Here is a 22,543-nt window from a genome sequence, read left to right as displayed (position 1 = left end):
GCATCTGCGGACAGCATGTCAAACTTCGCCAGCCAAAATACACCAAAAGGTTGAATCTGAAGATGTCGGCGACGAACGATATTAAGTATCAATATTAGTACATAAAAATGTTATTTATCACTAATATAGAGTTTTCTAAACTTAAATAACCTATACTTTTTCTACATTTAAACATTGCTTGCCTTTCACCTCGTGGCTAATAGTTCCTTGGCAGGGACTCACCACAGGTTGAAGGAACATCCATGAGGCGCGTTCGGCACCGGGTCATCTGGTCGACAACATTCTTGAGCGGTATTGCGGGACTGTCTTCGGGCGTTTTGCTCGTCCCGACTGAAGCCTTGGCGAACTGCACGACCACCGGCGGCGTCACCACTTGCGACACGACCAGCCCCAATCCCTACACGACGCGCGTCGGAACCGGTCAGAGCGACAGCAACCGCACTATTACGGTCAACAGCGGCGCGACCGTCAACACCACCAACAACAACGCCATCAGCCTCGGCGACAACGCCAACATTACCGTCAACGGGACGGTCAGCAACACCGCCAACACCCCCAATGGCGGCGGCACGGCGGGCACCGGCAACAACACGGTCGAGTTCAGGAGCAACAGCACACTCACCATCAACGCAGGCGGCTCCATCATCGCCTCCGGCACCTCGACCAATTCGGAAGCGATCAACCCGACCGGCTTCGGCAACACCATTCTCAACTACGGGCTGATCCAGGCCACCAACAGCGCTGCGATCTGGTTCGAGGACAGCTTCACGGGCGCCAAGAACGTCGTCGACAACTACGGCACGATCCAGAGGGTCGGCGGCGGTGCCGTGATGGGCAGCAGCGGCAATTCCGGCATCACCTTTTACAACCGCACCGGCGCCAAGATCCTCGGCAACCTCTCCTTCAGCGGCGGCAATGACGACCTCATCTTCGAGGCCGGGTCGACCGCGTCCGGCGGCATCAATGGCGGTGGCGGCGTCAACAATCTCACCCTGCAGGGTGCTGCGGGATCGAACGACACGCTGCCCGGCAGCATCGTCAATTTCAGCACACTGACCAAGGACGGGCTTGGCCAGTGGACGGTCTCCGGCAGCCTGAGCGGCTTCACCATCGTAACGGTCAAGAACGGCGTGTTGGCGCTGACCGGAAACAATGCCGGCTATACCGGCAACCTGGTCGTCAATCCGACCGGCATCCTCGAGGCGCGGGCGCAAAGCCTGCCGACAAAGACGCCGGCCTCCGCCAACGTCAACAATGTCCAGAATGACGGGCTGGTACGTTTCACCCAGACCGACAACGGCACCTATACCGGCCAGATCACCGGCGCGGGCTCAGTGGTGAAGCTGGGCGCCGGCGTTTTGACGCTGACGCCCGCGGCACCCGCCGGCAACACCTTTCTGGGCGGCCTTTCGATCAACCAGGGGACGGTGGCGGCTGCCGCCGACAATGCGCTGGGCGCCGCCTCCGGCGGGCTCACCTTCAATGGTGGCACGCTGCAGCTGAACAGCAGCTTCGATCTCGCGAACAACCGTGCCGTCACGCTGAATTCGGCCGGCGGCACCATCGACACGCAGGGTTTCCAGTCGACCGTGAACCAGGGCATCACCGGCTCCGGCTCCCTCACCAAGGCCGGTTCCGGCACGCTTGTCCTCAACGGGGCCAACAGCTATGCCGGCGGTACCGTCATCAATGACGGCGTGGTCCGGGTTTCCAACGACGGCAATCTGGGTGCTGTGTCCGGCGGTGTCACCTTCAATGGCGGCACGCTGCAGCTCAACAGCAGTTTCGACCTGAACAACGGCCGGGCGATTACCCTCAATGCGCCTGGCGGCACCATTGACACGCAGGGCTTCCAGTCGACGGTCAGCCAGCCGATCACCGGTGCCGGCGCGCTCACCAAGGCGGGAAGTGGCACGCTGACGCTGACCGGCGCCAACACTTACAGCGGCGGCACGACGATCTCGGCCGGCACGTTGCAGCTCGGCAATGGCGGTGCTTCCGGTTCCATCGCCGGCAATGTCACCAACAACGGCACGCTGACCTTCAACCGGTCCGATGCGTTCACCTTCGGCAACACCATTTCCGGCAGCGGTACGGTCCAGCAGATCGGTTCGGGCATCACCACGCTTACCGGCACCAACAGCTACGCTGGAATAACCACCGTCGCCGCCGGCACGCTGATCGTCAACGGCGACCAGACCGCCGCCACGGGCGCGACGACGGTCAATGCAGGCGCCACCATCGGCGGCACCGGCATCATTGGCGGCAGCGTGACTGTGGCGAACGGTGCCACGCTGGCACCCGGCAATGTCGGAACGGTGCCCGGGGCATTGACGATCAAGGGTTCGCTCGGACTGAACCAGACCTCGAACCTCAATTACAATTTCGGCCAGGCCGATGTCGTCGGCGGTCCCTTCAACGATCTCACCACGGTTGGCGGCGACCTGACGCTCGACGGCAAGCTGAACGTCAACCTGACGCCCGGCGGCTCCTTCGATCCCGGCATCTATCGCATCATCAACTACACCGGCGCGCTGACCAACAACACGCTGGACATCGCCAGCCTGCCGCCGGGCACGCCGCCGAACACCTTCTTCGTGCAGACCTCGGTGGCCAAACAGGTCAACCTCGTCAATACGGCGGGGCTGCAGCTCAATTTCTGGGACGGCACCCTCGGCCCGAAGAACAACGGCGCGGTCAATGGCGGCAACGGCACCTGGCAGAATGCCGGCGGCCTGGACAACTGGACGGATCAGCCGGGCACGGTCAACGCCCCCTGGAACGACAGCGCCTTCGCCGTCTTCATGGCAACGCCCGGCACGGTGGCGGTCGACAACGGCAATGGCGCTGTGCGCGCCGCCGGCATGCAGTTCGCCAGCGACGGCTATGTCATCCAGGGCGGCGTGCTGACCCTGGTCGGCTCGCCATCCTCGACCATCAGGGTCGGTGACGGCACTGCAGCCGGCGCAGGCTATACGGCCACCATCAATTCCGTGCTCGCCGGGACGACCCAGCTGGTCAAGACCGATCTCGGCACGTTGGTGCTCAACGGCGCCAACACCTATACAGGCGGCACCGCCATCAATGGCGGCGTGCTGCAGGTGTCGAACGACGGCAATCTCGGCGCGGCCAGCGGCGGACTGACTTTCAATGGCGGCACGCTGCGCCTCGGCGCCAGCTTCGACCCCAACACCGGTCGCGCCATTACGCTGAATGCGCCGGGCGGCACCATCGACACGCAGACCTTCCAGTCAACGGTCAGCCAGGCGATCGCCGGCGCCGGCTCGCTCACCAAGACGGGAGCCGGCACGCTGACGCTGACCAACGCCAACAATTACAGCGGCGGCACGACGATCTCGGCCGGCACACTGCAGATCGGCAATGGCGGCACCTCCGGCTTCATTTTCGGCGATGTCACCAACAACGGCACCCTCGCCTTCAACCGCTCGGATACGATGACGTTCCCCGGCGTCATCTCCGGCACCGGCGCCGTCCAGCAGAACGGCACCGGCACCACCGTGCTCCTCAGCGACAGCAACTACAGTGGCGGCACGACGATTTCGGCCGGCACGCTGCAGCTCGGCAATGGCGGCACCTCCGGTTCCATTATCGGCGATGTCACCAACAATGGCACGCTCGCCTTCAACCGCTCCAGCGCCTTCACCTTCGGCGGTGTGATTTCGGGCGCGGGCGCGATCCAGCAGATCGGCTCGGGCGTCACCACGCTCACCGGAACCAACAGCTATACCGGAACAACAACGGTGGCGGCCGGCACGCTGATCGTCAATGGCGACCAGACCGCCGCCACGGGCGCAACGACAGTCAACACGGGCGCCACCATCGGCGGTACCGGCATCATCGGCGGCGACGTGACAGTGCTCGATGGCGGCACGCTCGCGCCTGGCAATGTCGGTACCACCCCCGGCACCTTGAACATCAAGGGTTCGCTCAACCTCAACCAGGCCTCCAACCTCAATTACAATTTTGGCCAGGCCAATGTCGTTGGCGGCCCGCTCAACGACCTCACCACGGTCGGCGGCAATTTGACGCTCGACGGCAAGCTGAACGTCGACCTGACGCCCGGCGGCTCCTTCGATCCCGGCATCTATCGCGTCATCAGCTATAACGGTGCGCTGACCAACCATGGGCTGGACATCGCCAGCCTGCCGCCCGGCACGCCGCCGAACACCTTCTTCGTGCAGACTTCGGTTGCTCAACAGGTCAACCTTGTCAACACCGCCGGCCTCCAACTGACCTTCTGGGATGGCGATGCCGGCCCCAAGAACAACGGCGCGGTCAATGGCGGCAACGGCACCTGGCAGAATGCGGGTGTACAGGACAATTGGACGGAACAGAGCGGCGCGCTCAACGCTCCGTGGCAGGACAGCGGTTTCGCCGTTTTCATGGCAACGCCAGGTACCGTGGCGGTCGACAACGGCAATGGCGCGGTACGCGCCACCGGCATGCAGTTCGCCAGCGGCGGCTATGTCATCCAGGGCGGTGTGTTGACGCTTGTTGGCTCACCGTCCTCCACCATCAGGGTTGGCGACGGCACCGCAGCCGGCGCTGGTTACACCGCCACAATCGATTCCGTGCTCGATGGCGCAACCCAGCTCGTCAAGACCGATCTCGGCACGCTTATCCTCAACGGTGCCAACACCTACAGCGGCGGCACTGCCATCAATGGCGGTGTGCTGCAGGTGTCGAACGACGGCAATCTTGGCGCGACGACGGGTGGGCTCACCTTCACTGGCGGCACACTGCGCCTCGGCGCCAGCTTCGACATCGGAGCCCCACGTGCCATCACTCTCAATGCGCCCGGCGGCACCATCGACACGCAGGCCTTCCAGTCAACCGTCGGCCAGGGCATCACCGGTGCCGGTGCGCTCACCAAGACGGGAACCGGCACGCTGACGCTGACCGGCGCCAACACCTATAGCGGCGGCACGACGGTCTCGGCCGGCACGCTGCAGCTCGGCAATGGCGGCACTTCCGGCTCGATCGTCGGCAATGTCACCAACAACGCCACGCTCGCCTTCAACCGTTCGGATACGTTTACCTATGCCGGCGTCATCTCCGGCACTGGAGCGGCGCAGCAGAACGGCACCGGCACCACGGTGCTCACCGGAACCAACACCTATGCCGGCGGCACGACGATTTCGGCCGGCACGCTGCAGCTCGGCAATGGCGGCACTTCCGGCTCCATCACCGGCAATGTCACCAACAACGGCACGCTCGCCTTCAACCGCTCCGACGCGTTCTCCTTCGGCAACGGCATTTCCGGATCGGGCGGCGTAAGCCAGATCGGCTCCGGCGTGACGACGCTGACCGGTGTCTCCACCTATACCGGGCCGACCACGGTCGCCGCCGGCACGCTGGCCCCGGGCGCCGCCAACATCTTCAGCGCGGCCTCCGCCTTCTCCGTTCTTTCCGGCGGCACCCTGGCGTTGCAGGATCTCGACCAGACACTGGCCTCGCTCGCCAATGCCGGTACGGTCGATCTCGGCGGCACCAAGACCGGGACGACGCTCACCGTCGCCGGGAACTATCTCGGCAATGGCGGCACGGTCCAGCTTGCCACCCAGCTTGGCGGCGACAATTCGCCAACCGACAAACTGGTGATCAATGGCGACAGCACCGGCTCCAGCCTGTTGAAGGTGATCAATGCGGGTGGTCTCGGCGCGCCGACGGCGCAAGGCATCAAGCTTGTTCAGATCGACGGCGCTTCGAGCGGCAAGTTCTCGCTGGTCGGGGATTTCACCTTCAATGGCAGCCCGTCGATCGTTGCCGGCGCCTATGCCTATCGCCTGTTCCAGGGCGGGTCGTCGACGCCGGCGGACGGCGACTGGTATCTGCGTTCGCAGCTGAAGCCGACGCCACCCTTCCCACCCATCCCGCCGGGTCCGGATCCTGAGCCTGAACCCCAGTACAATCCGGGCGTTCCGGTCTACGAGGTCTATCCGCAACATCTGCTGGCCATGAACGGCCTGCCGACCCTCCAGCAGCGCGTCGGCAACCGCTACTGGAGCGATGCCGGCGCCAATGTCGTGGCGCAGGGCGCGGACGCGCCGGCACAGAACCCGGCGCCGGACGGCGTCAATCCGACCTATACCGAGAACCGTGCCTTCTGGGGACGCAGCGAAGGCTCGCATGCGAGCATCGATCCGGCGGTCTCGACCAGCAATGCCAGCTACGACCAGAACATCTTCCGCCTGCAGGCCGGTCTGGATTTGCTTGTGGCGGAAAACGAGGCGGGCCGACTGCTCGGCGGCATCACGCTGCATTATGTCCACGGCAAGACCGACGTCACCGCCCCCAGCGGCGATGGCAGCATCTCCACCGACGGCTACGGCTTTGGCGGCACGTTGACCTGGTACGGCAATGACGGGTTCTATGTCGACGGCCAGGCGCAAGTGACCTGGTACAACAGCGATCTCGCTTCGTTCACCGCCGCCCGGTCGCTGACTTCCGGCAATGACGGTTTTGGTTACGCCTTGTCGCTGGAGACCGGAAAACGCTTCCAGGTCGGCGAAGGCCTGACGCTGACCCCGCAGGCACAGCTGATCTATTCGCGTGTCAACTTCGACAGCTTCGTCGACCCGTTCGGGGCCGGCGTGTCGCTTCAGGACGGAGACAGCCTGCGCGGCCGGCTGGGCCTTTCGCTCGATCGCGAAAACTCATGGACCGCGGAGAACGGCACACTCACCCGCAGCCATGTCTACGGCCTCACCAATCTGCATTATGAATTCCTGCAGGGCACCCGCGTCGACGTCGCCAGCGTCGATTTTTCGAACCGCTCCGACAGATTGTGGGGCGAAATCGGCCTCGGCGGCTCTTACAACTGGAACGACGACAAATATTCGATCTATGGCGAAGGTTCCGTCGCGACCAGCCTCGCCCATTTCGGCGACAGCAACACGATCAAGGGCTCGCTTGGGTTCAGGGTGAAGTGGTAATGCGAACGGCCGGACTGCAAAGTCCGGCCGATATCGTTCGCGCTATTTGGTCGGACCGGCTCGCGACATGGCTGGGCCTGGGTCTTCGGCGGTTACCTAGCCTTCTTACCCCTCACATCCGCATCAGCAAACCGCCGTCGACGGCGAGTTCGATACCGGTGATGTAGCTTGCAGCGTCCGACAACAGAAACAGCGCCGCGCTGGCCATGTCCTGCGGCGTGCCGATGCGGCCGAGCGGCGCGTAGTTGGCGACGGCCTGGCGTTTTTCCTCGGTGTCCCAGCGCGCCTGCAGCGGCGTCAGCGCCATGCCGGGGCAGATGGCGTTGGAGCGGATGCGCTCGGCCGCCAGTTGCATGGCCAGCGACTTCGACAGCGCGCAGACGCCGGCCTTCGAGGCCTGGTAGGCATCCTGGGGAGCCGGGTCGCCGCGATACCACTGGATGGTCGAGAAATGCACCATCGCGCCGCCGCGGCCTGTCGAGCGCATCAGCGGCACTGCCGCCCGCGCGGTGTGGGCAAAGGATTTGAGGTTGATGTCGAAGACCTGGTCCCATACGTCGAGGTCCATGTCCAGCACCGACCTGTCGCGGCCGAACCACAACACGCCGGCGACATTGGCGAGATAGTCGACGCCGCCACGCGCCTTTCCGGCCGAACCGATCGCGTCGCGGACAAAGGCCTCGTCTGTGAGGTTGCCCTGCGCATAGGTCAATCGATCGCCATGGCCCGACAGCGACGCCGGGCGCTCCTTGACGTCGATGGCGGTGACCGCAGCACCGGATTCAAGCAGCGCCAGCGCGATCGCCTCGCCCATGCCGCCGCCGGCACCGGCAACGACCGCATGCCTACCGGTGAAATCGAACTCGATCATTAATACCCCCTCCTCTGCTGTCGGCCGTGCGCCGTTAAGCGGACAATAGGAGCGCGTGTTGAATCCATCAAGCCGGAATAGAAAAAATTTGCCAAAATGGAAAATAGCGATATCGTACCGGACATGAACCCTCCCATCCGGCGGATATCAAGACCATGAACCTGCGCACCGACATCCGGGCTTTTTCCGTTACATCTCCCGTCGACGGCTCCATCTATGCTCGGCGCAGCTATGCCGACGGCGCCGCCATCGAGGCGACGCTCGCCAAGGCGCGCGCGGCACTAAAACCCTGGCAACGGACGCCGCTGGCGGAGCGGCTGGCGATCCTGCTCAGGTTCGGCGAGGAGATGAAGGCGCGTTCCGCCGAGCTTGCCAAAATGGTGGCCTGGCAGATCGGCCGCCCGCTCTGGCAGGCCGACGAAACGCCGCGTCTGGCACTGGTCGGCCAACTTCTGGCCGACATCGCCGGCGAGACGCTGGCCGAGCGACCCTACCCTTCCGACGACACCATCCGCCGCTATGTGCGCCCGGCCCCCGGCGGGCTTCATCTTTCGATCTGCGCCTGGAACTATCCGACGGCGATGCTCGGCTATCTGGTGACGGCGCCGCTCGCCGCCGGCAATGTAGTGATCTTCAAGCATTCGCCGCAGACCCCGCTGATCGCCGAAGTGGCTGAAGAAGCTTTCCGCGCCGCCGGCGGGCCCGACGGCGTGTTCCAGAGCCTGCATCTAGACCATGCCGACGCCGAACGGCTGATCGCTTCCGGCGCCTTCAACGCGGTCAATTTCATCGGCTCGGTCAATGGCGGAAGGCGCGTGCACGCCGCCGCCGCCGGGACGTTCACCCAGGTGCATCTCGAACTCGGCGGCAAGGACCCGACCTATGTGCGCGCCGATGCCGATCTTGAGGCCACGGTGGCGCAGATCGCCGAAGGCACCTACTCCAATGCGGGCCAGTCCTGCTGTTCGGTCGAGCGCATCTATGTCGACCGCGCCGTCCACGACCGCTTTGTCGACGCGCTGGTGGCGGAGACTGCGAAATGGACGATCGGCCACCCGATCGAGGACAAGCCGATGGTGGGACCGGTGGTGCGCGCGACCGCTGCCGAGACCATCCGCGGCATGGCCGAACAGGCCGTTCGCGCCGGCGCGCGGCGCCTGATGCCGGAAACCGGTGCGCAAAAGGCCGCCTTGCTCGGCGCCGCCTATGTCGCGCCGGAAGTGCTCGTCGGCGTCGACCATCACATGCAGATCATGCGCGACGAACTGTTCGGTCCGATCGCCTGCGTGCAGGCCGTGGATGGCGACGAACAGGCCATCGCCCTGATGAACGACAGCGAATACGGCCTCAGCGCCTCGATCTGGACGCAGGACATCGACCACGGCACGGCGCTGCTAGACCAGGTCGAGGCAGGCACGGTCTACCTCAACCGCTGCGACCACGCCGATCTCTATCTGCCCTGGGGCGGTATCAAGAACTCCGGCATGGGCCGCACCAATGGCGGCGCTGGCCTTATCGAGTCGACGGCAGCGAAGTCCTATCATGTCCGCTCCGTCATCGCCTGATATGCGCCTGGAAAGACACGAGGCAGCAGCGCTGGCGGCAGCAGCCGTCGACTGCCTGCTGCCGCAGGCGGCGAGCCCTTATTTGCTGATCGCCGAGCATGCCGGCAACAAGGTACCGGCGCCGTGGCGCGACCTTGGTCTCACCGCGCCCTTTCTCGAAACCCATTTCGCGGTCGATATCGGCATCGACGCATTGACCCGGCGACTATCGCAGCGCCTCGTGGCGCCGGCGGTGATCGCGCGCTATTCACGGCTTTTCCTCGACTACAATCGACCCGTCGACGAATGGGATCACATGCGCCCAGACCTCGGCGGCATCCCGGTTCCGGGCAACCTCGATGTAAGCGAGGAAGATCGTGACCTACGCCGGCAGGTCGGCTGGGAGCCGCTGGAACAGGCGATCGCCGACGGCGCCGTCGACCGCAGGGCCCTCGTCTCGATCCATTCCTTCACGCCGGTGATGGGCGGCGTTCGGAGGGATGTCGATATCGGTATTCTGTGGCGCGAGCCGTCGCCCTTCGTCTCGGCCATGCTGGAAACGGTTCGCGAGAAGAGCAAGGCCGCCGGCCTCACGATGGGCGACAACGAACCCTACGATTGGCGCCAGGCGATCGGCTACACGTTGAACCGGCACGGCCTGCAACAGCAGCGGCCTTGCCTTTATCTCGAAGTGCGCAACGACCTGCTCGTCAGGCCCGACCGTCTCGAACAGGTGGTGGGCGTGCTCGGCGACAGTCTTTGCGAGATTGCGAAAACGCTATGGCCGGACCCCGCGATAGCCGTCTAAGCGCTGGACGCCCGGAAGCGGCCTCGCTACAGCTTGTCGAAATGGAAACACGACAGCCAAGGGCGCGGACCATGCAGGGCAATGTGGGATCCAAGATCCGGGACGCGCGCAAGCAGCACAACATCACGCTGCGCGAACTCAGCGAGCGCTCCGGCCTCTCGGTCTCGCAATTGTCCAAGCTGGAAAACGGCAAGGCGCGGCTGACCGTCGATGTCGCGCTCACCATCGCTGGCGTGCTGCACGTACCGGTGGCATCGTTCCTGTTCAGCCCGAAACCCGGCATGCAGGCCAGGCGCTCGATCACCCGTGCCGGCAGTGGCGTGCTGCACGAGGGCAACGCCATGGTGTTCGAGGTGTTGTGCAGCGACTTTCGCGACAAAACCAATATCTTCTGGCGTGTCACGCTGCTGGCGAAATCGTTCGAGGAAAATGGCGGTTGGCGTAGCCATTCGGGCGAAGAATTCATCCATGTGCTGAGCGGCAGCCTGGAGTTGCACACCATTCACTACGACCCGGTCGTACTGCAGCCGGGCGACAGCATCCTGTTCGATGGCGAGATGCAACACGCCTATGTTTCGGTCGGCGACGAGCCGGCGATCATGCTGATGTCGAACACGGTTCCCCGCGACAGCGTTCCACTCGCCTCGGCCGGCTAACCGATGCGCCGGCGGCCTTGCCGGCACGAGCCGTCGTCACCGATTTTCCTGAACCGGCACAAATACTTTTTCTAAAATGGAAAAAAATGCTTGTTATGGAAAAGTTGCGAGTCTAGCATCCTGATCACCTGCCGAAGGGAGCAAACAGCCCACGGCCGGAATGGGAGGCGAAACCGATGTTGTCGGTGGAGGCAGTCAGCAAGACATTTGGCGGAGTACAGGCGTTGCGCCAGGCTTCGCTGTCCTGCGCTTCCGGCGAAATCCTCGGCCTAATCGGCCCCAACGGCGCCGGCAAATCCACGCTCGTCAATGCCATTTCAGGCGTGCTCAAGCCCGACGCGGGCAGCATCCGGCTGGCGGACCAGGAGCTGACCGGGCGCGGTCCCGAACATTGCGCCCGCGCCGGCATCGCCCGCACCTTCCAGAACATCCGCCTGTTCAAGGAACTGACTGTCCGCCAGAACGTCGAGGTTGCGCACATCACCTGCCGTGACGTGCGCCCTGACGCCGCCGGTCGCATCGATATCGATGCGTTGCTTGAACAGTATGAGCTCGGCAGTGCGGCCGACGCCCCCGCCGGCACGCTCTCCTACGGCAACCAGCGCCGCCTGGAGATTGCACGCGCGCTGGCGCTTGGACCTTCGCTTTTGCTTCTCGACGAGCCGGCCGCCGGCCTCAACGAGAGCGAGTCGGAAACGCTGGCCGAGGCGATCGAAGCCATTCGCCGCGATTTCGGCTGCGCCATCATCGTCATCGACCACGACCTGCGCTTCATCAACCGGCTCTGCGACCGGCTCTGCGTCATGGACCAGGGCCAGGTCATCGCATCTGGCGACACCGTCGAGGTCTGGCGCGATCCGCGTGTCATCGAGGTCTATGTCGGGCAATCGCAGCCGTCGTGACGATCCAGACATCCAGGATAACAAGAACAAGGGAGGGTTCGGAAATGGACAAATTGACTTTGGGAGCCGCCGTTCTGACAGCGGGCCTGTTCCAGGCGGCACATGCGGGCGCTGCCGAGCTGAAGATCGGGCTGGCGGTCGCCATGACCGGCACCTACGCACCTTACAGCGAGGCCGAAGGCGCGCGCTGCATGGCCGACAAATTGAACAAGGCGGCAAGCCCCGGCGATCCCAAGATCGAGCTGATGATCGAGGACAACCGTTCCGATCCGCAGCTCTCGGTCTCGCTCGGCCAGAAATTCCTCGATGCCGGCGCGCAGGTGATCACCGGCGTTCCCTTCCCCGACGCGCTGATCCCGACAGCCCAGATCGCGGCGCCCTATGGCGCGACCGTCTTCTCCGCACCCAACACGCAGCTGGAGATGCAGCAAGCCGGGCTCGACAACTTCATCGCCGGCGCGGTGCCGGACCCGATCAACGCCGCCGCGACCGCCAATGCCCTCTATGGCAAGGGCGCGCGGACCGTGGCGCTGCTGGTTTCACCCGATGCCGGTTCCTATTCCGAAAAACTGCCGGAATGGTTCGGCGAGGTGTTCGAACACAGCGGCGGCAAGGTCGTGTCCAAGCTCAATTATTCCTGGGGCACCACCGACTGGTCACCGCAGATCGCCTCGATCAAGGCGCTGCCGCAGAAGCCGGACGCCATCCACATCTGCGCCGTGCTGCCGGATGTCGGCATCCTGATCCGGCAACTGCGCGCCAATGGCTATGATGGCTGGGTGACCGGTTGCGATGCCTTCGACGACAAGTCGCTGGAAGGCACGGTGGGCAATGCCGCGGCGCTCGACAAGGTGATGTTCACTACCCATGGCGCCACCGGCATCGACGGCCCGATCGATCACTTCCTCGCCCAGTGCAAGGCCGACGGCTACAAGGTCAACGGCATCTTCGACGCGCTCGGCGCCGACATGGTGCAGGTGAGCTACGAGGCCGCGAAGAAGGCGGGCACGACCGAGCCGGCGGCGCTGCGCGAGGCGATTCGCGCGCCCGGCGGTTATGCCGGCACCACCGCGCCGACCATCTCGTTCGCCGAAAAGAAGGGTTATCCGGTCAAAGCGGTGCCGGTCATGGGCTTCGCCAATGGCAAGCGCGTGCTGATTACCGATACGCCGCCAACCTACGTTCCGGCCCTGAAGTAACGGACAGCCATCGCCATGCAGAGCCGCGCCGCACCACAAGCCTGGACCACGCCGTGCTGACGGTCGAGAACCTCTCCGTCCGGTACGGCGCGGTCGCGGCCGTGCGCGAGCTTTCGTTGACCATCGGGCGGGGCGAACTCGTCGCCCTGCTCGGCCCGAACGGCGCCGGCAAGAGCTCGACCATCAATGCGCTGACCGGGCTGGTCGCCGCCACGGCAGGCCGGATGGTGTTCGACGGCAAGGACATAACACGCGCGCGCACCGAGGACCGCATCCGCGCCGGCCTCACCTCGACGCCGGAAGGCAGGCACATCTTCGCCAATCTGACGGTGGGCGAAAACCTGCGGCTCGGCGCCGCGACACGGCGCGACCCCAAAGGCGTGCGCCAGGACACCGAGCGTTTCCTCTCGCTCTTTCCCGTTCTTGCCGAACGTTACGCGCAGGCCGCCGGCACCTTGTCCGGCGGCGAACAGCAGATGCTCGCCATCTCGCGCTCGCTGATGTCGCGGCCGAAGCTGCTCTTGCTCGACGAACCGTCGCTCGGGCTGGCGCCGCGCATCGTCGCCCAGATCTTCGACTTCATCGGCCAGCTGAAAAACGAAGGGCTGACGCTCCTGGTGGTGGAACAGAACGCCACGCAGGCGCTTCGCTTCGCCGACCGCGTCTATGTCGTGAGTTCCGGTTCGCTGCGTTATGACGGTCCGCCTGCGAAACTCGCCGACGAACACGGCCTCCTCAACCTTTATCTCGGCGGATAGGCGCGTCATGGACTATGTCTTGCAGCAATTGCTCAACGCGCTGGCCTTCGGCGCGGAATATTCGCTGGTGGCGCTCGGCCTCGCCGTCGTCTTCTCCATCATGGGCCTGGTCAATTTCGCCCATGGCGAGATCATCGGCGTCTCCGCCTACAGCGTCTTCCTGGCGGCCGCACTTGGCCTGACCTCGCCATTCGTGGCCGTGCTGCTCGCCGTCGCCTCAGCGGCTCTGGCGGCAATCGTCTTCGAACGTATCGCCTTCCGCCCGGTGCGCTACGCCCCGACCACAACCGGCCTGCTCACCGCTTTCGGCGTTTCGATCGTGGTGCAGAACCTGTTCATGCTTCTGATCTCGCCAAAGCCGCAGTCAGTCTCGATCCTCAACGGCCTCAACCAGATGTGGTTCTTCGGCCCGTTCGCGGTGTCGTCGCTGCAGGTGCTGGAACTCGTTGTCTCCGGCCTCACCATCCTGGCGCTGGTGCTTTTTCTCAACCGCTCGACGCTCGGGCTGGCCATCCGCGCCGCCTCTCGCGACTTCGCCACGGTGCGGCTGATGGGCATTCGCGCCAACCGGGTGATCGCCACCGCCTTCGCCATCTCCGGCGCGCTGGCTGGCATCGCCGCCGTGTTCATCCTGGCGCGCCGCGGTTCGGTCTCGCCCGATCTCGGCTTTGGCCTGGTGCTGAAGGCCTTCGTCGCCTGTGTCATCGGCGGCTTCGGCTCACTGGCGGGTGCTGCCGCCGGCGGCATGTTGCTCGGCTTCATCGAGGTCGGCCTGCTGGTGGCGCTGCCGCAGGAATATGGGGGCTTCAAGGACGCGCTGACCTACGTGATCATCGTCGCCCTGCTTGTCTACCGGCCGGAAGGCCTGCTCGGCCAGCGCATCGAGCTGGGCGACAAGGAGATCTGAGGTGACCCAGAGCGCAGAGACCATGCTTTCGCGTCCGTCGGGCGAAACCACGCAATCCGGCCACGCCATGTTGCGCCGCTCGCTGGCCGGCGGTCTCGTCACCGCCCTGCCGGTCGTGGTGATCGGTCTTGCCGTGCTTGGCCTGGCGCCGGCCTACTACACCCATCTGGCGCTGGCCGCCTTCGTCAACCTGATCGTCGTCGTCGGTCTGCAGGTCTTCATGGGCAACAGCAACATCGCCAATCTCGGCCACAGCGCCTTTGTCGGCATCGGGGCCTATGGCGTCGCCATCCTGTCGACGCCGCTGGCGATGAAGAAATTGTCGATCCCCAACGCGCCGTTCGGACTGGCCCTCGTCGAACTCAACCCGCTGCTTGCCGCCGTGCTGGCCTTGCTGGCCGTCGGCATTCTTGCGGCAATCAGCGGCAAGATCATCAGCCGGCTTTCCGGCGTCGCCGCCACCATCGTCAGCCTGGCGCTACTGATCATCGTGCATTCGGTGTTTTTGAACTGGACCGACTTGTTCAAGGGTAACCAGGCGTTTTTCGGCATTCCGAAAGTGGTCGACCTGCCGGCGATGCTGGTGGCATCGGTGGTCGTCATCGTCATCGCCCGCCTTTTCAAGGACAGCCGCTGGGGCCTGCAGCTGAGGGCCAGCGCCCAGAGCCCGCAGGCGGCCGCCGCCTTCGGTGTCGATGCCAGGCGCCTGCGCCTCGGCGCATGGGTTCTTTCGGCGCTGATCTGCGGGCTTGCCGGCGTGCTGTTCGCCTATTTCGCCGGCACGATCAGCCCGAAACTGTTCTACTTCCAGCAGATCTTCATGACGCTGGCCATGCTGATCCTGGGCGGCATGGCGACGGTGACGGGCGCGGTGACCGGCGTCATCGTGCTTTCGATCGGCCTCGAATTCATCCGCAGCATCGAATCCGGCGTCACCATCGCCGGTGTCCAGCTGCCGCAGCTGCTCGGCCTGTCCGGCGTGGCACTGGGTGTGGTCATCGTGCTTTGCATGGCGTTCCGCCCCGGCGGCATCAGCGGGCGGCTTGAGCTCGACGAGCAGCTCTACAGGCTTTTCAGGCGCAATCCCCGCTAGGCGGCGCCGACATTTTTCAGGGTGGAGGATATACGGTGGAGTTTCAGGACAAGGTTGCCGACTACGGGCCGAAACTCGAGGCGTTGCAGCGCAAGCTGGCATTGGACGGCGTCGAGTTCATCCAGGTGCATACGGTCGACACCTCGGGCGCGTTCCGCTCGAAGATCACCCCCTTGAAGCTGTCGCCCTATGGCGAGGCGATCAACGCCATCCTTTATTGCGTCGCCCATGGCGACGGCCAGCCCATGGGCGACGTCGCCTTCGCCTCGCCGACGGCGAACGAGGAAAACGGCTTTCCCAACATCAAGGGCATCATCGACCCGGCAACCGTGGTGCAGCACGGCTGGAAACCAGAATACGCCTCGGCGATCACCTTTTCCTACATGCTGGACGGGGCGCCCTGCCCTTATGACCCGCGCGGCGTTCTGGCCCGCGTCGAACAGCGCGCCGCCGCGCTCGGCTACGAACCGCGTTTCGCGCTGGAATACGAATTCGGTATCTTCCACGCCGACCACGACCTGATGCGCGCCGGCCGCTATCGCGAATTGAAGCCATGGGGCCACTCGCTGACCAATTACGACCTGGTGCGCAGCGGCGAATATCAGGATTTCGCCGCCGAGCTGATCCGCCGCATGAAAAGCATCGGCATCGGCATCGCCTCGCTGGTCACCGAATACGGCTTTGGCATGTATGAATATGCGCTGACGCCGAAGACGGCGCTGCAGGCGGCGGACGACGCCATGCGCGCCAAGCTGCATCTGCGCGAGCTTTGCGCCGAACGCGGGCTGGTCGCCACCTTCATGACCCGCTTCCAGCCGCCCGGCAAGGAAAGCGCCTGCGGCGCCCACCATCATGTCAGCCTGTGGAAAGACGGCCAGCCGGCCTTCGCCGCCGGCCCCAACCGGCTGACGCCGGTCGCCGAGAAATTCCTGGCCGGCGTGCTGAACCGCATGCAGGAAACACACCTGCTGTTTCGGCCGACCGTCAATTCCTACCGCCGCTTCGATCGCGGCGCCTGGTCACCGGAGGACGTCGCCTGGGGCTTTGAGAACCGCACCGCGCCGATCCGGGCCATCACCACGCCCAATGACGGGGCATGCCGCTTCGAGCATCGCGCGCCCGGCGCCGACATCAACCCGTATCTGTCGGTTGCCGCTATCCTGGCGGCCGGCTGCGAAGGCATTGAAAAAGACCTGCCGCTGGAAGCGCCGGTAAGCGGCGACCTGGCCAAGCTGGACAAGCCGAAGCTGCCGCGCACGCTGAACGCCTCGATCGACGCCTTCGCCAACTCGGACTTCTGCGCCGAAGCCTTTGGCGAGGCCTTCCGCGACAATTACGTGGAAAGCCGCCGCGCCGAACAGGCCGCCTTCGAGGCCTGGCAGGCCTCGCACATCACCGATTTCGAGTGGCAGCGCTATTTCGTCAATTGACGCGCGATGAAGGAACTGCCCCGCCGAAGCGGGGCGGCGAACCCGCGATCAGTTGTTCGCGGGATGCGTCTCGGCTTCGTAGCAGAGCCTGAATATCCGCCACAGCGCGATCAGCGCCGGCGGCGCCATGATGGCGGCGAGCACCAGTTGCGGTGTTAGCCCGAGGCCGAGGATCGCCGACACCAGCCAGTGGATGGTGCCCAGCACGATGAGCAGCTTGGTGGACAGGAACAGCGCGGCGGCAGCCACGCCGAAGAGCGTATAGGCAGTCAACTTGGATTGCATCGGAAAATGCCCAAAAGGCGCTGCCGATACCGGCAGCGCGAACAAGGATCAGGGTTGAGGACAAAAGGCCTTGGCGGCCGCTCAGGCGGCCCGCGGCGGCGCCCTGATGCGGGCATGCGTCGAACTTTGCGCGGCACCCGGTGCTGAAATTTCGGCAATGGTCGAGCTATAGGGTGCCGGCAGCAGCAACACCGGCGCGTCGGGCACGACGGCATCGAAGGATTGCGGGGCCAGCCCATGCGGGCGTGAGGCGCGCGCGCCGGTCCAGGCCGGCGCATCGGCCTTGCCGGCAATGACGGCCTTCAGATCGGCACTGGGCGCCGATAGTTGAGCCTCGCCAACGCCGATGTCGAAGCGAGCAGGCGCCGGGCGCTCCAGGAGCAGCAGCGCCAGCAACAGGCAAAGCAGCCGTCCGAAATGGACGGCAAAACCGCTCGCGCTGTCCGGCCTTGTCAACATGGGATCATCGGTAGGCCAGGCAGCCGGCCGGTGCAAGCACGCATGGCTCCGACAAGAGAGCGCCGCCCGAAATAGTGCCGGTTTCAGGCATTGCGCGTTTGTTGGAAAAAGGCGGCGCGGCGGCCATCGTCGTCACGGCGATGACGCCAACGGGACGGTGCGGACCGCGACCAGAACGGGCGGCGCGCCGGATTTCAGGTGCTGACGCCGAGCTCGACCAGCCGCTCGACGCAGGATTCCTCGGCCTGGTCGAGTTCGGCCAGCGTCTCCTCGAGGTCGCGGCGCTTCTGGCGCAGGTCGTCGCGCTTTTCCTCGATGCGCTTGATCATCAGCTTCAGCTGGCCGACCTCGCCCGGCGGCTCCTTGTACATCTGGATGATCTCGCGGATCTCGGCGATCGCGAAGCCCAGCCGCTTGCCGCGCAGGATCTGGCGGACAAGATGCCGGTCGGAGGGGCGGAACAGCCGCGTGCGGCCGCGCCGAACCGGCGCAACCAGCCCTTCATCCTCATAAAAACGCAAGGTACGCGTCGAGATGTCGAACTCGCGCGTCAGCTCGGTGATCGTGTAATATTCCCGCATGGTCACTCCGGGCACAGGGGGCGAGATACGCCGTTGTCCGTCGTGCCGCCGCTTCACGGCTCATATCGCCAGAATCGAACAGCATGCGGGTCGACGGCAAGCTTCGCACGGCATTTACGTAAAAGTCAATTGTGGGCAAAATCACCAATTGTTTTCAAAGACGCGGGCGATTTCCAGCTAGCCCCCGCCCAGATGCAGCCACCAGGTGGCGAAGGAGAGAAAGGCCAGGAAGCCGATGACGTCGGTGATCATGGTGGTGAAGATCGACGAGGAAATGGCGGGATCGGCGCCCAGCTTGTCAAGAAACAGCGGAATCAGGATGCCGCCCAGCGAAGCCGCCAGCATGTTGACGATCATGGCGGCGGCGATGACCAAGCCGAGATCGATGTTGTGGAACCAGAGACCGGCCACCAGCCCGAGCAGCGTGGCGATGATGGCGCCGTTGAGCAAGCCGACCAGCACCTCGCGGCGGATGACGCGTCCGGCATTGTAGATATCGAGGTCGCGCGTGGCGAGCGCCCGCACCGTCACCGTCATGGTCTGGGTGCCGGCATTGCCGCCGAGCGAAGCGACGATCGGCATCAGCGCGGCAAGCGCCACCATCTCCTCGATGGTGGCGCCGAACAGGCTGATCACCGAGGCTGACAGGAAGGCCGTGCACAAATTGACCAGGAGCCACGGCACGCGCGAACGCGAGGTGGCGGCTACCGTGTCGGAGAGCTCCTCGTCACCGACGCCGCCCATGCGCAGGAGATCTTCCTCCGCCTCCTGCTGGATGACGTCGACGACGTCGTCGATGGTGAGCACGCCGACCAGCCGCTCGTTCTCGTCGACCACGGCGGCCGACAAAAGATCGTATTGCTCGAATTCGCGTGCCGCCTCCTCCTGGTCCATCGTCGCCGGAATGGCGTGGCGGGTCTCGTGCATGATCTCCTCGACCTTCACCGCGCGCTTGGCGCGCAGCACCTGGTCGAGGCCGATGGCGCCGAGCAGCTTGAAGGTGGGGTCGATGACGAAGATTTCGGAAAACCGGTCCGGCAGGTCGGTGTCGTCGCGCATGTAGTCGATGGTCTGGCCGACCGTCCAGAACGGCGGCACGGCAACGAACTCGGTCTGCATGCGCCGCCCGGCGCTTTCTTCCGGATAGTCGAGCGCGCGCCTCAGCCTGATGCGCTCGGTGAACGGCAGCTGCGAAAGGATCTCGTCCTGGTCCTCCTGGTCGAGGTCTTCCAGGATGTAGACGGCGTCGTCGGAATCGAGCTCCTGCACCGCCTGCGCGATCTGCGCGTTGGGCAGGTTGTCGACGATGTCGAGGCGGATCGCCTCGTCGACCTCGGTCAGCGCCGAAAAGTCGAAATCGGTGCCGAGCAGATCGACCAACGCCCGGCGCTGGTCGGGCAGCAGCGCCTCCAGCAGGTCGCCGAGCTCCGACTGGTGCAGGTCGCCGACTTCGTGTTTCAAGGTCAGCGTGTCGCGGTCGGCGATGGCGGCGCCGATATGGGCGACGAAAGCCGCGCGAATGACGCCGTCCTCGCCGTAGATGTCGGCGTGGAACTGGTCGTCCTGATGCTGCCCCTCAACCTGCATGATGTCCCCAGCGACGCTTTTCCGGGAAAGGATCAGCGTCCGGTTTAGAGCAAGACGATGCCGGATTGAAGCGGCGCGACTGCCGGAAAACGGCCCTGTTCCCAGCTTACGCAACGGCCGCCACGGGCCATATGCAAAGTCTGTTGCGGAACGTGCGATTATTGCCGCTTATGGCCTTGTTTCGCCGGAAACGATTTGCTACACGCCGCGAGCCGGTGCATTCCGGCTCCTACCACGGGCGGTCGTGGCGGAATTGGTAGACGCGCAGCGTTGAGGTCGCTGTGGGGCAACCCGTGGAAGTTCGAGTCTTCTCGACCGCACCATTCACCATCAGAAAACCCAGTATTTCCATGGCTTTCGGGCCATTTGTGTCCCACATTAAGACCATGCCTGGGACACATTTACTCGTTCCATAGCCTTCAGAGCGAGCAGCGGCGACGGTCGCTGTACGCCTCGTATGGCGGCTGGGACAATGGCCGGAACTGGACGTTGCCGTCGATTGCCGCCATATGATGGGCAGTCTTTCGAGAACATGATGACCGAACGCAGCCAGATAGCCACGACGTTCCTGCCCTTTGCCGGCTCCGCGCCGGTGGAATGGCGCATCGAACCCGGCCTCACCGCCTATCCCGACGCCCTGGCTTTCATGGAAGCGCGCGCCGAGACGATCCGGGCCGGCACCGCCGGCGAGATGGTGTGGCTGGTGGAACATCCGCCGCTCTACACCGCCGGCACCAGCGCGCAGGCGGCGGACCTAATCGACCCCGACCGCTTTCCCGTCTTCAACGCAGGGCGCGGCGGCGAATACACCTATCACGGCCCCGGCCAGCGCGTGGCCTATGTCATGCTCGACCTGAAGCGGCGGCGCGAGGATGTGCGCGCCTTCGTGGCCGCGCTCGAACAATGGATCATCCGCACCCTCGCCGCCTTCAACGTGAAGGGCGAGCGGCGCGAGGACCGCGTCGGGGTGTGGGTGGTGCGGCCGGACCGGCCCGCCCTGCCCGACGGCACGCCGGCCGAGGACAAGATCGCCGCCATCGGTATCCGCCTGCGCAAGTGGGTTTCCTTCCACGGCATCGCCATCAATGTCGAACCAGACCTCGCCCATTTCGGCGGCATCGTGCCGTGCGGCGTTTCCGACCACGGCGTCACTTCGCTGGTCGATCTCGGCCTGCCGGTGACCATGGCCGACCTCGACGTCGCGCTGAAGGCCGGTTTCGAGACCGTGTTCGGCCCTGCCGAGGCGGCCGAAGCCGAGCCGCAGCGCAAGGCCGGCTGAGCCAGCCCTACCCTCGCAGCATCCGTTTGATGGCTCGCAGGCCAGCACAGGGTGCTTGTTGCGACCGCAGCCTGTTGGCATGAGCCAGACGCAACTACTGCATCGGCCAGAAAATCGGAATCGATTTTCGGTAGGCCGATGCAGCAGAGTCAAAGTATTAGAGCGTCCTTTGCGCGTCCAATTGGACGCGCGGCGCTCTAGTCGACGCTCCGTGCCGAAGCTCTCACACGTCTGGCTCTGAGGGAGTTTCGCCTGCTGCCCGTACCGGTCCGGGCGTGTCGGCGATCTTGTCTTTCGCGGTCGGCAGCATCGCCGACCCGGTTCTTCACGCATGTCGCGGCCAGTTGGCCGCGACGCCTTCATCACATCGCACCGATCCACATTGCCATCGAAACGAGGAAGGCGCTCATGCACACAAGAGAGACGACATCCTGGATCAAATCAGTCATGGCTGGCTCCTGTTGTTAATATGTACGTAATTTGTTCTAATTTTGTTCCAAAGTCAACGCAGGAGAACGGCATGCCGGCCGATTCCGGATGGCCTCGAAAGGCAGGGTTAAGGAAAGGTTGATGTCGCCGGCCGCCGGTAACTTATCCCTGCTTTCCACCGGGGATGCCGGTGCACCGGGAAGCGAGCCCGACATCGCCCCTTCCGCCTCGCAGCGGAAGGGGCGGCGTGCACCGGGCAATTGTTGGCCGGAAGGGACCAGCTCCTGCCAACAGCGCGGCTATGCCGCGACCCGGGTGCAGGCTAGCGCCAGCAGGACAGGCCGTAGCGGCTGCCGTTCCATGTGGTCCAGCCACTCGAGCGCCCGCCAACCGGCTTGCGCAGAAACCAGCGATTGCCGTCGGCATGCCGGAAGTACACACCGCCGCCATCGCTGGGACGCGGATTGGTCAGCGGCACCCAGCGTGAACCGTTGTCGGAGAACGACCCCTTCCAGCGCACGCCGGAAGTGGAAGTGCAGACATCGCCGTCGCAGTTGGTCTGGGAATCGTCGACCACCACCCATTTCATCCGGGCTGGGCGGCCGTCGATGTTGCAGGACCAGTTGCCGCCCCACCAGCCAATGGCCTGGCTGGCGACGGCTGGTGCCGTGAGTGCTAGGCTCAATGTGGCGGCGCAGGCAGCGCCGAGAAGCGCTTTTGCCAATGTGGATGTCGATAGAGGATGCACGTCGTGCGGCACATGCGCCGCGGCCTTGTCGCGAGAAAGCATGACAGTTTC

General features: G+C 64.5%; 17 protein-coding genes and 1 tRNA gene. 12 read left to right on the top strand and 6 right to left on the bottom strand.

From position 1 onward, the window contains the following. Positions 1-284: 284 nt before the first annotated feature. Positions 285-6,956: an autotransporter outer membrane beta-barrel domain-containing protein gene (locus FZF13_RS19670; protein WP_244434273.1), complete on the top strand. Its 6,672-nt coding sequence runs from the start codon at positions 285-287 to the stop codon at positions 6,954-6,956. 112 nt (positions 6,957-7,068) lie between these two features. Here the strand turns inward: FZF13_RS19670 and FZF13_RS19665 are convergent, their stop codons facing one another. Then, positions 7,069-7,827, bottom strand: a complete 759-nt coding sequence (locus FZF13_RS19665) for an SDR family NAD(P)-dependent oxidoreductase (protein ID WP_024924604.1) — start codon at positions 7,825-7,827, stop codon at positions 7,069-7,071. Between the two features lie 155 nt (positions 7,828-7,982). Here FZF13_RS19665 and FZF13_RS19660 point away from each other — a divergent pair, with 155 nt between their 5' ends. The 9 genes from FZF13_RS19660 (at position 7,983) to FZF13_RS19620 (ending at position 17,124) form a co-directional block, all read left to right on the top strand. After that, complete coding sequence (locus FZF13_RS19660) at positions 7,983-9,392, top strand: aldehyde dehydrogenase family protein (RefSeq protein ID WP_024924603.1); 1,410 nt, start codon at positions 7,983-7,985, stop codon at positions 9,390-9,392. Further along, positions 9,370-10,179, top strand: coding sequence for an N-formylglutamate amidohydrolase (locus FZF13_RS19655; RefSeq protein WP_161773042.1), 810 nt, complete (start codon positions 9,370-9,372; stop codon positions 10,177-10,179). The genes FZF13_RS19660 and FZF13_RS19655 overlap by 23 nt, the downstream gene beginning before the upstream one ends. A gap of 83 nt (positions 10,180-10,262) precedes the next feature. After that, a complete protein-coding gene (locus FZF13_RS19650; RefSeq protein ID WP_244431116.1) occupies positions 10,263-10,835 on the top strand; it encodes a helix-turn-helix domain-containing protein in 573 nt (190 codons plus the stop codon). Positions 10,836-11,011: 176 nt separating this feature from the next. Then, the gene (locus tag FZF13_RS19645) at positions 11,012-11,737 is read left to right on the top strand and encodes an ABC transporter ATP-binding protein (protein ID WP_024924600.1); all 726 of its coding nucleotides are present in this window, start codon (positions 11,012-11,014) and stop codon (positions 11,735-11,737) included. 44 nt (positions 11,738-11,781) lie between these two features. Further along, a complete protein-coding gene (locus tag FZF13_RS19640; RefSeq protein ID WP_024924599.1) occupies positions 11,782-12,936 on the top strand; it encodes an ABC transporter substrate-binding protein in 1,155 nt (384 codons plus the stop codon). A 53-nt stretch (positions 12,937-12,989) separates the two neighbouring features. Continuing rightward, complete coding sequence (locus FZF13_RS19635) at positions 12,990-13,694, top strand: ABC transporter ATP-binding protein (RefSeq protein WP_024924598.1); 705 nt, start codon at positions 12,990-12,992, stop codon at positions 13,692-13,694. A gap of 7 nt (positions 13,695-13,701) precedes the next feature. Further along, entirely contained in the window at positions 13,702-14,601 is a 900-nt protein-coding gene (locus FZF13_RS19630) for a branched-chain amino acid ABC transporter permease (protein ID WP_024924597.1), read from the top strand. Between the two features lies 1 nt (position 14,602). Next, positions 14,603-15,694 carry a branched-chain amino acid ABC transporter permease gene (locus FZF13_RS19625; RefSeq protein ID WP_244431117.1) on the top strand — a complete coding sequence of 364 codons (1,092 nt, stop codon included), beginning with the start codon at positions 14,603-14,605 and terminating at the stop codon, positions 15,692-15,694. Between the two features lie 35 nt (positions 15,695-15,729). After that, entirely contained in the window at positions 15,730-17,124 is a 1,395-nt protein-coding gene (locus FZF13_RS19620; protein WP_024924595.1) for a glutamine synthetase family protein, read from the top strand. Between the two features lie 48 nt (positions 17,125-17,172). On the opposite strand, the gene FZF13_RS19615 is transcribed toward FZF13_RS19620, so the two are convergent. The 4 genes from FZF13_RS19615 to mgtE form a co-directional block, all read right to left on the bottom strand. Beyond that, a complete protein-coding gene (locus FZF13_RS19615) occupies positions 17,173-17,409 on the bottom strand; it encodes a hypothetical protein (RefSeq protein WP_024924594.1) in 237 nt (78 codons plus the stop codon). A gap of 81 nt (positions 17,410-17,490) precedes the next feature. Continuing rightward, a complete protein-coding gene (locus tag FZF13_RS19610; RefSeq protein WP_024924593.1) occupies positions 17,491-17,868 on the bottom strand; it encodes a hypothetical protein in 378 nt (125 codons plus the stop codon). A 194-nt stretch (positions 17,869-18,062) separates the two neighbouring features. Next, a complete protein-coding gene (locus tag FZF13_RS19605) occupies positions 18,063-18,449 on the bottom strand; it encodes a MerR family transcriptional regulator (protein ID WP_024924592.1) in 387 nt (128 codons plus the stop codon). A gap of 177 nt (positions 18,450-18,626) precedes the next feature. After that, positions 18,627-20,036: a magnesium transporter gene (gene mgtE / locus FZF13_RS19600; RefSeq protein WP_024924591.1), complete on the bottom strand. Its 1,410-nt coding sequence runs from the start codon at positions 20,034-20,036 to the stop codon at positions 18,627-18,629. Between the two features lie 238 nt (positions 20,037-20,274). On the opposite strand from mgtE, the gene FZF13_RS19595 reads away from it, so the two are divergent. Then, positions 20,275-20,359 (top strand) — tRNA-Leu (locus tag FZF13_RS19595). A 212-nt stretch (positions 20,360-20,571) separates the two neighbouring features. Then, on the top strand, positions 20,572-21,315 hold the full coding sequence (lipB, locus tag FZF13_RS19590; protein WP_024924590.1) for a lipoyl(octanoyl) transferase LipB: 744 nt from the start codon (positions 20,572-20,574) through the stop codon (positions 21,313-21,315). A 751-nt stretch (positions 21,316-22,066) separates the two neighbouring features. On the opposite strand, the gene FZF13_RS19585 is transcribed toward lipB, so the two are convergent. Next, positions 22,067-22,534 carry a DUF6006 family protein gene (locus FZF13_RS19585; RefSeq protein ID WP_024924589.1) on the bottom strand — a complete coding sequence of 156 codons (468 nt, stop codon included), beginning with the start codon at positions 22,532-22,534 and terminating at the stop codon, positions 22,067-22,069. Positions 22,535-22,543: the final 9 nt, after the last annotated feature.

The organism is Mesorhizobium terrae, assembly GCF_008727715.1.
GTDB lineage: Bacteria > Pseudomonadota > Alphaproteobacteria > Rhizobiales > Rhizobiaceae > Mesorhizobium > Mesorhizobium terrae.
This window is presented reverse-complemented; position numbering and strand designations above follow the sequence as displayed.

What these genes read in the sequence shown, in the direction of transcription:
- FZF13_RS19665 (WP_024924604.1), bottom strand. Translation starts at nt 7,827, where the DNA reads ATGATCGAGTTCGATTTCACCGGTAGGCATGCGGTCGTTGCCGGTGCC.
- FZF13_RS19660 (WP_024924603.1), top strand. Translation starts at nt 7,983, where the DNA reads ATGAACCTGCGCACCGACATCCGGGCTTTTTCCGTTACATCTCCCGTC.
- FZF13_RS19655 (WP_161773042.1), top strand. Translation starts at nt 9,370, where the DNA reads ATGTCCGCTCCGTCATCGCCTGATATGCGCCTGGAAAGACACGAGGCA.
- FZF13_RS19645 (WP_024924600.1), top strand. Translation starts at nt 11,012, where the DNA reads ATGTTGTCGGTGGAGGCAGTCAGCAAGACATTTGGCGGAGTACAGGCG.
- FZF13_RS19640 (WP_024924599.1), top strand. Translation starts at nt 11,782, where the DNA reads ATGGACAAATTGACTTTGGGAGCCGCCGTTCTGACAGCGGGCCTGTTC.
- FZF13_RS19630 (WP_024924597.1), top strand. Translation starts at nt 13,702, where the DNA reads ATGGACTATGTCTTGCAGCAATTGCTCAACGCGCTGGCCTTCGGCGCG.
- FZF13_RS19615 (WP_024924594.1), bottom strand. Translation starts at nt 17,409, where the DNA reads ATGCAATCCAAGTTGACTGCCTATACGCTCTTCGGCGTGGCTGCCGCC.
- FZF13_RS19610 (WP_024924593.1), bottom strand. Translation starts at nt 17,868, where the DNA reads ATGTTGACAAGGCCGGACAGCGCGAGCGGTTTTGCCGTCCATTTCGGA.
- FZF13_RS19605 (WP_024924592.1), bottom strand. Translation starts at nt 18,449, where the DNA reads ATGCGGGAATATTACACGATCACCGAGCTGACGCGCGAGTTCGACATC.
- mgtE (WP_024924591.1), bottom strand. Translation starts at nt 20,036, where the DNA reads ATGCAGGTTGAGGGGCAGCATCAGGACGACCAGTTCCACGCCGACATC.
- lipB (WP_024924590.1), top strand. Translation starts at nt 20,572, where the DNA reads ATGACCGAACGCAGCCAGATAGCCACGACGTTCCTGCCCTTTGCCGGC.
- FZF13_RS19585 (WP_024924589.1), bottom strand. Translation starts at nt 22,534, where the DNA reads ATGCTTTCTCGCGACAAGGCCGCGGCGCATGTGCCGCACGACGTGCAT.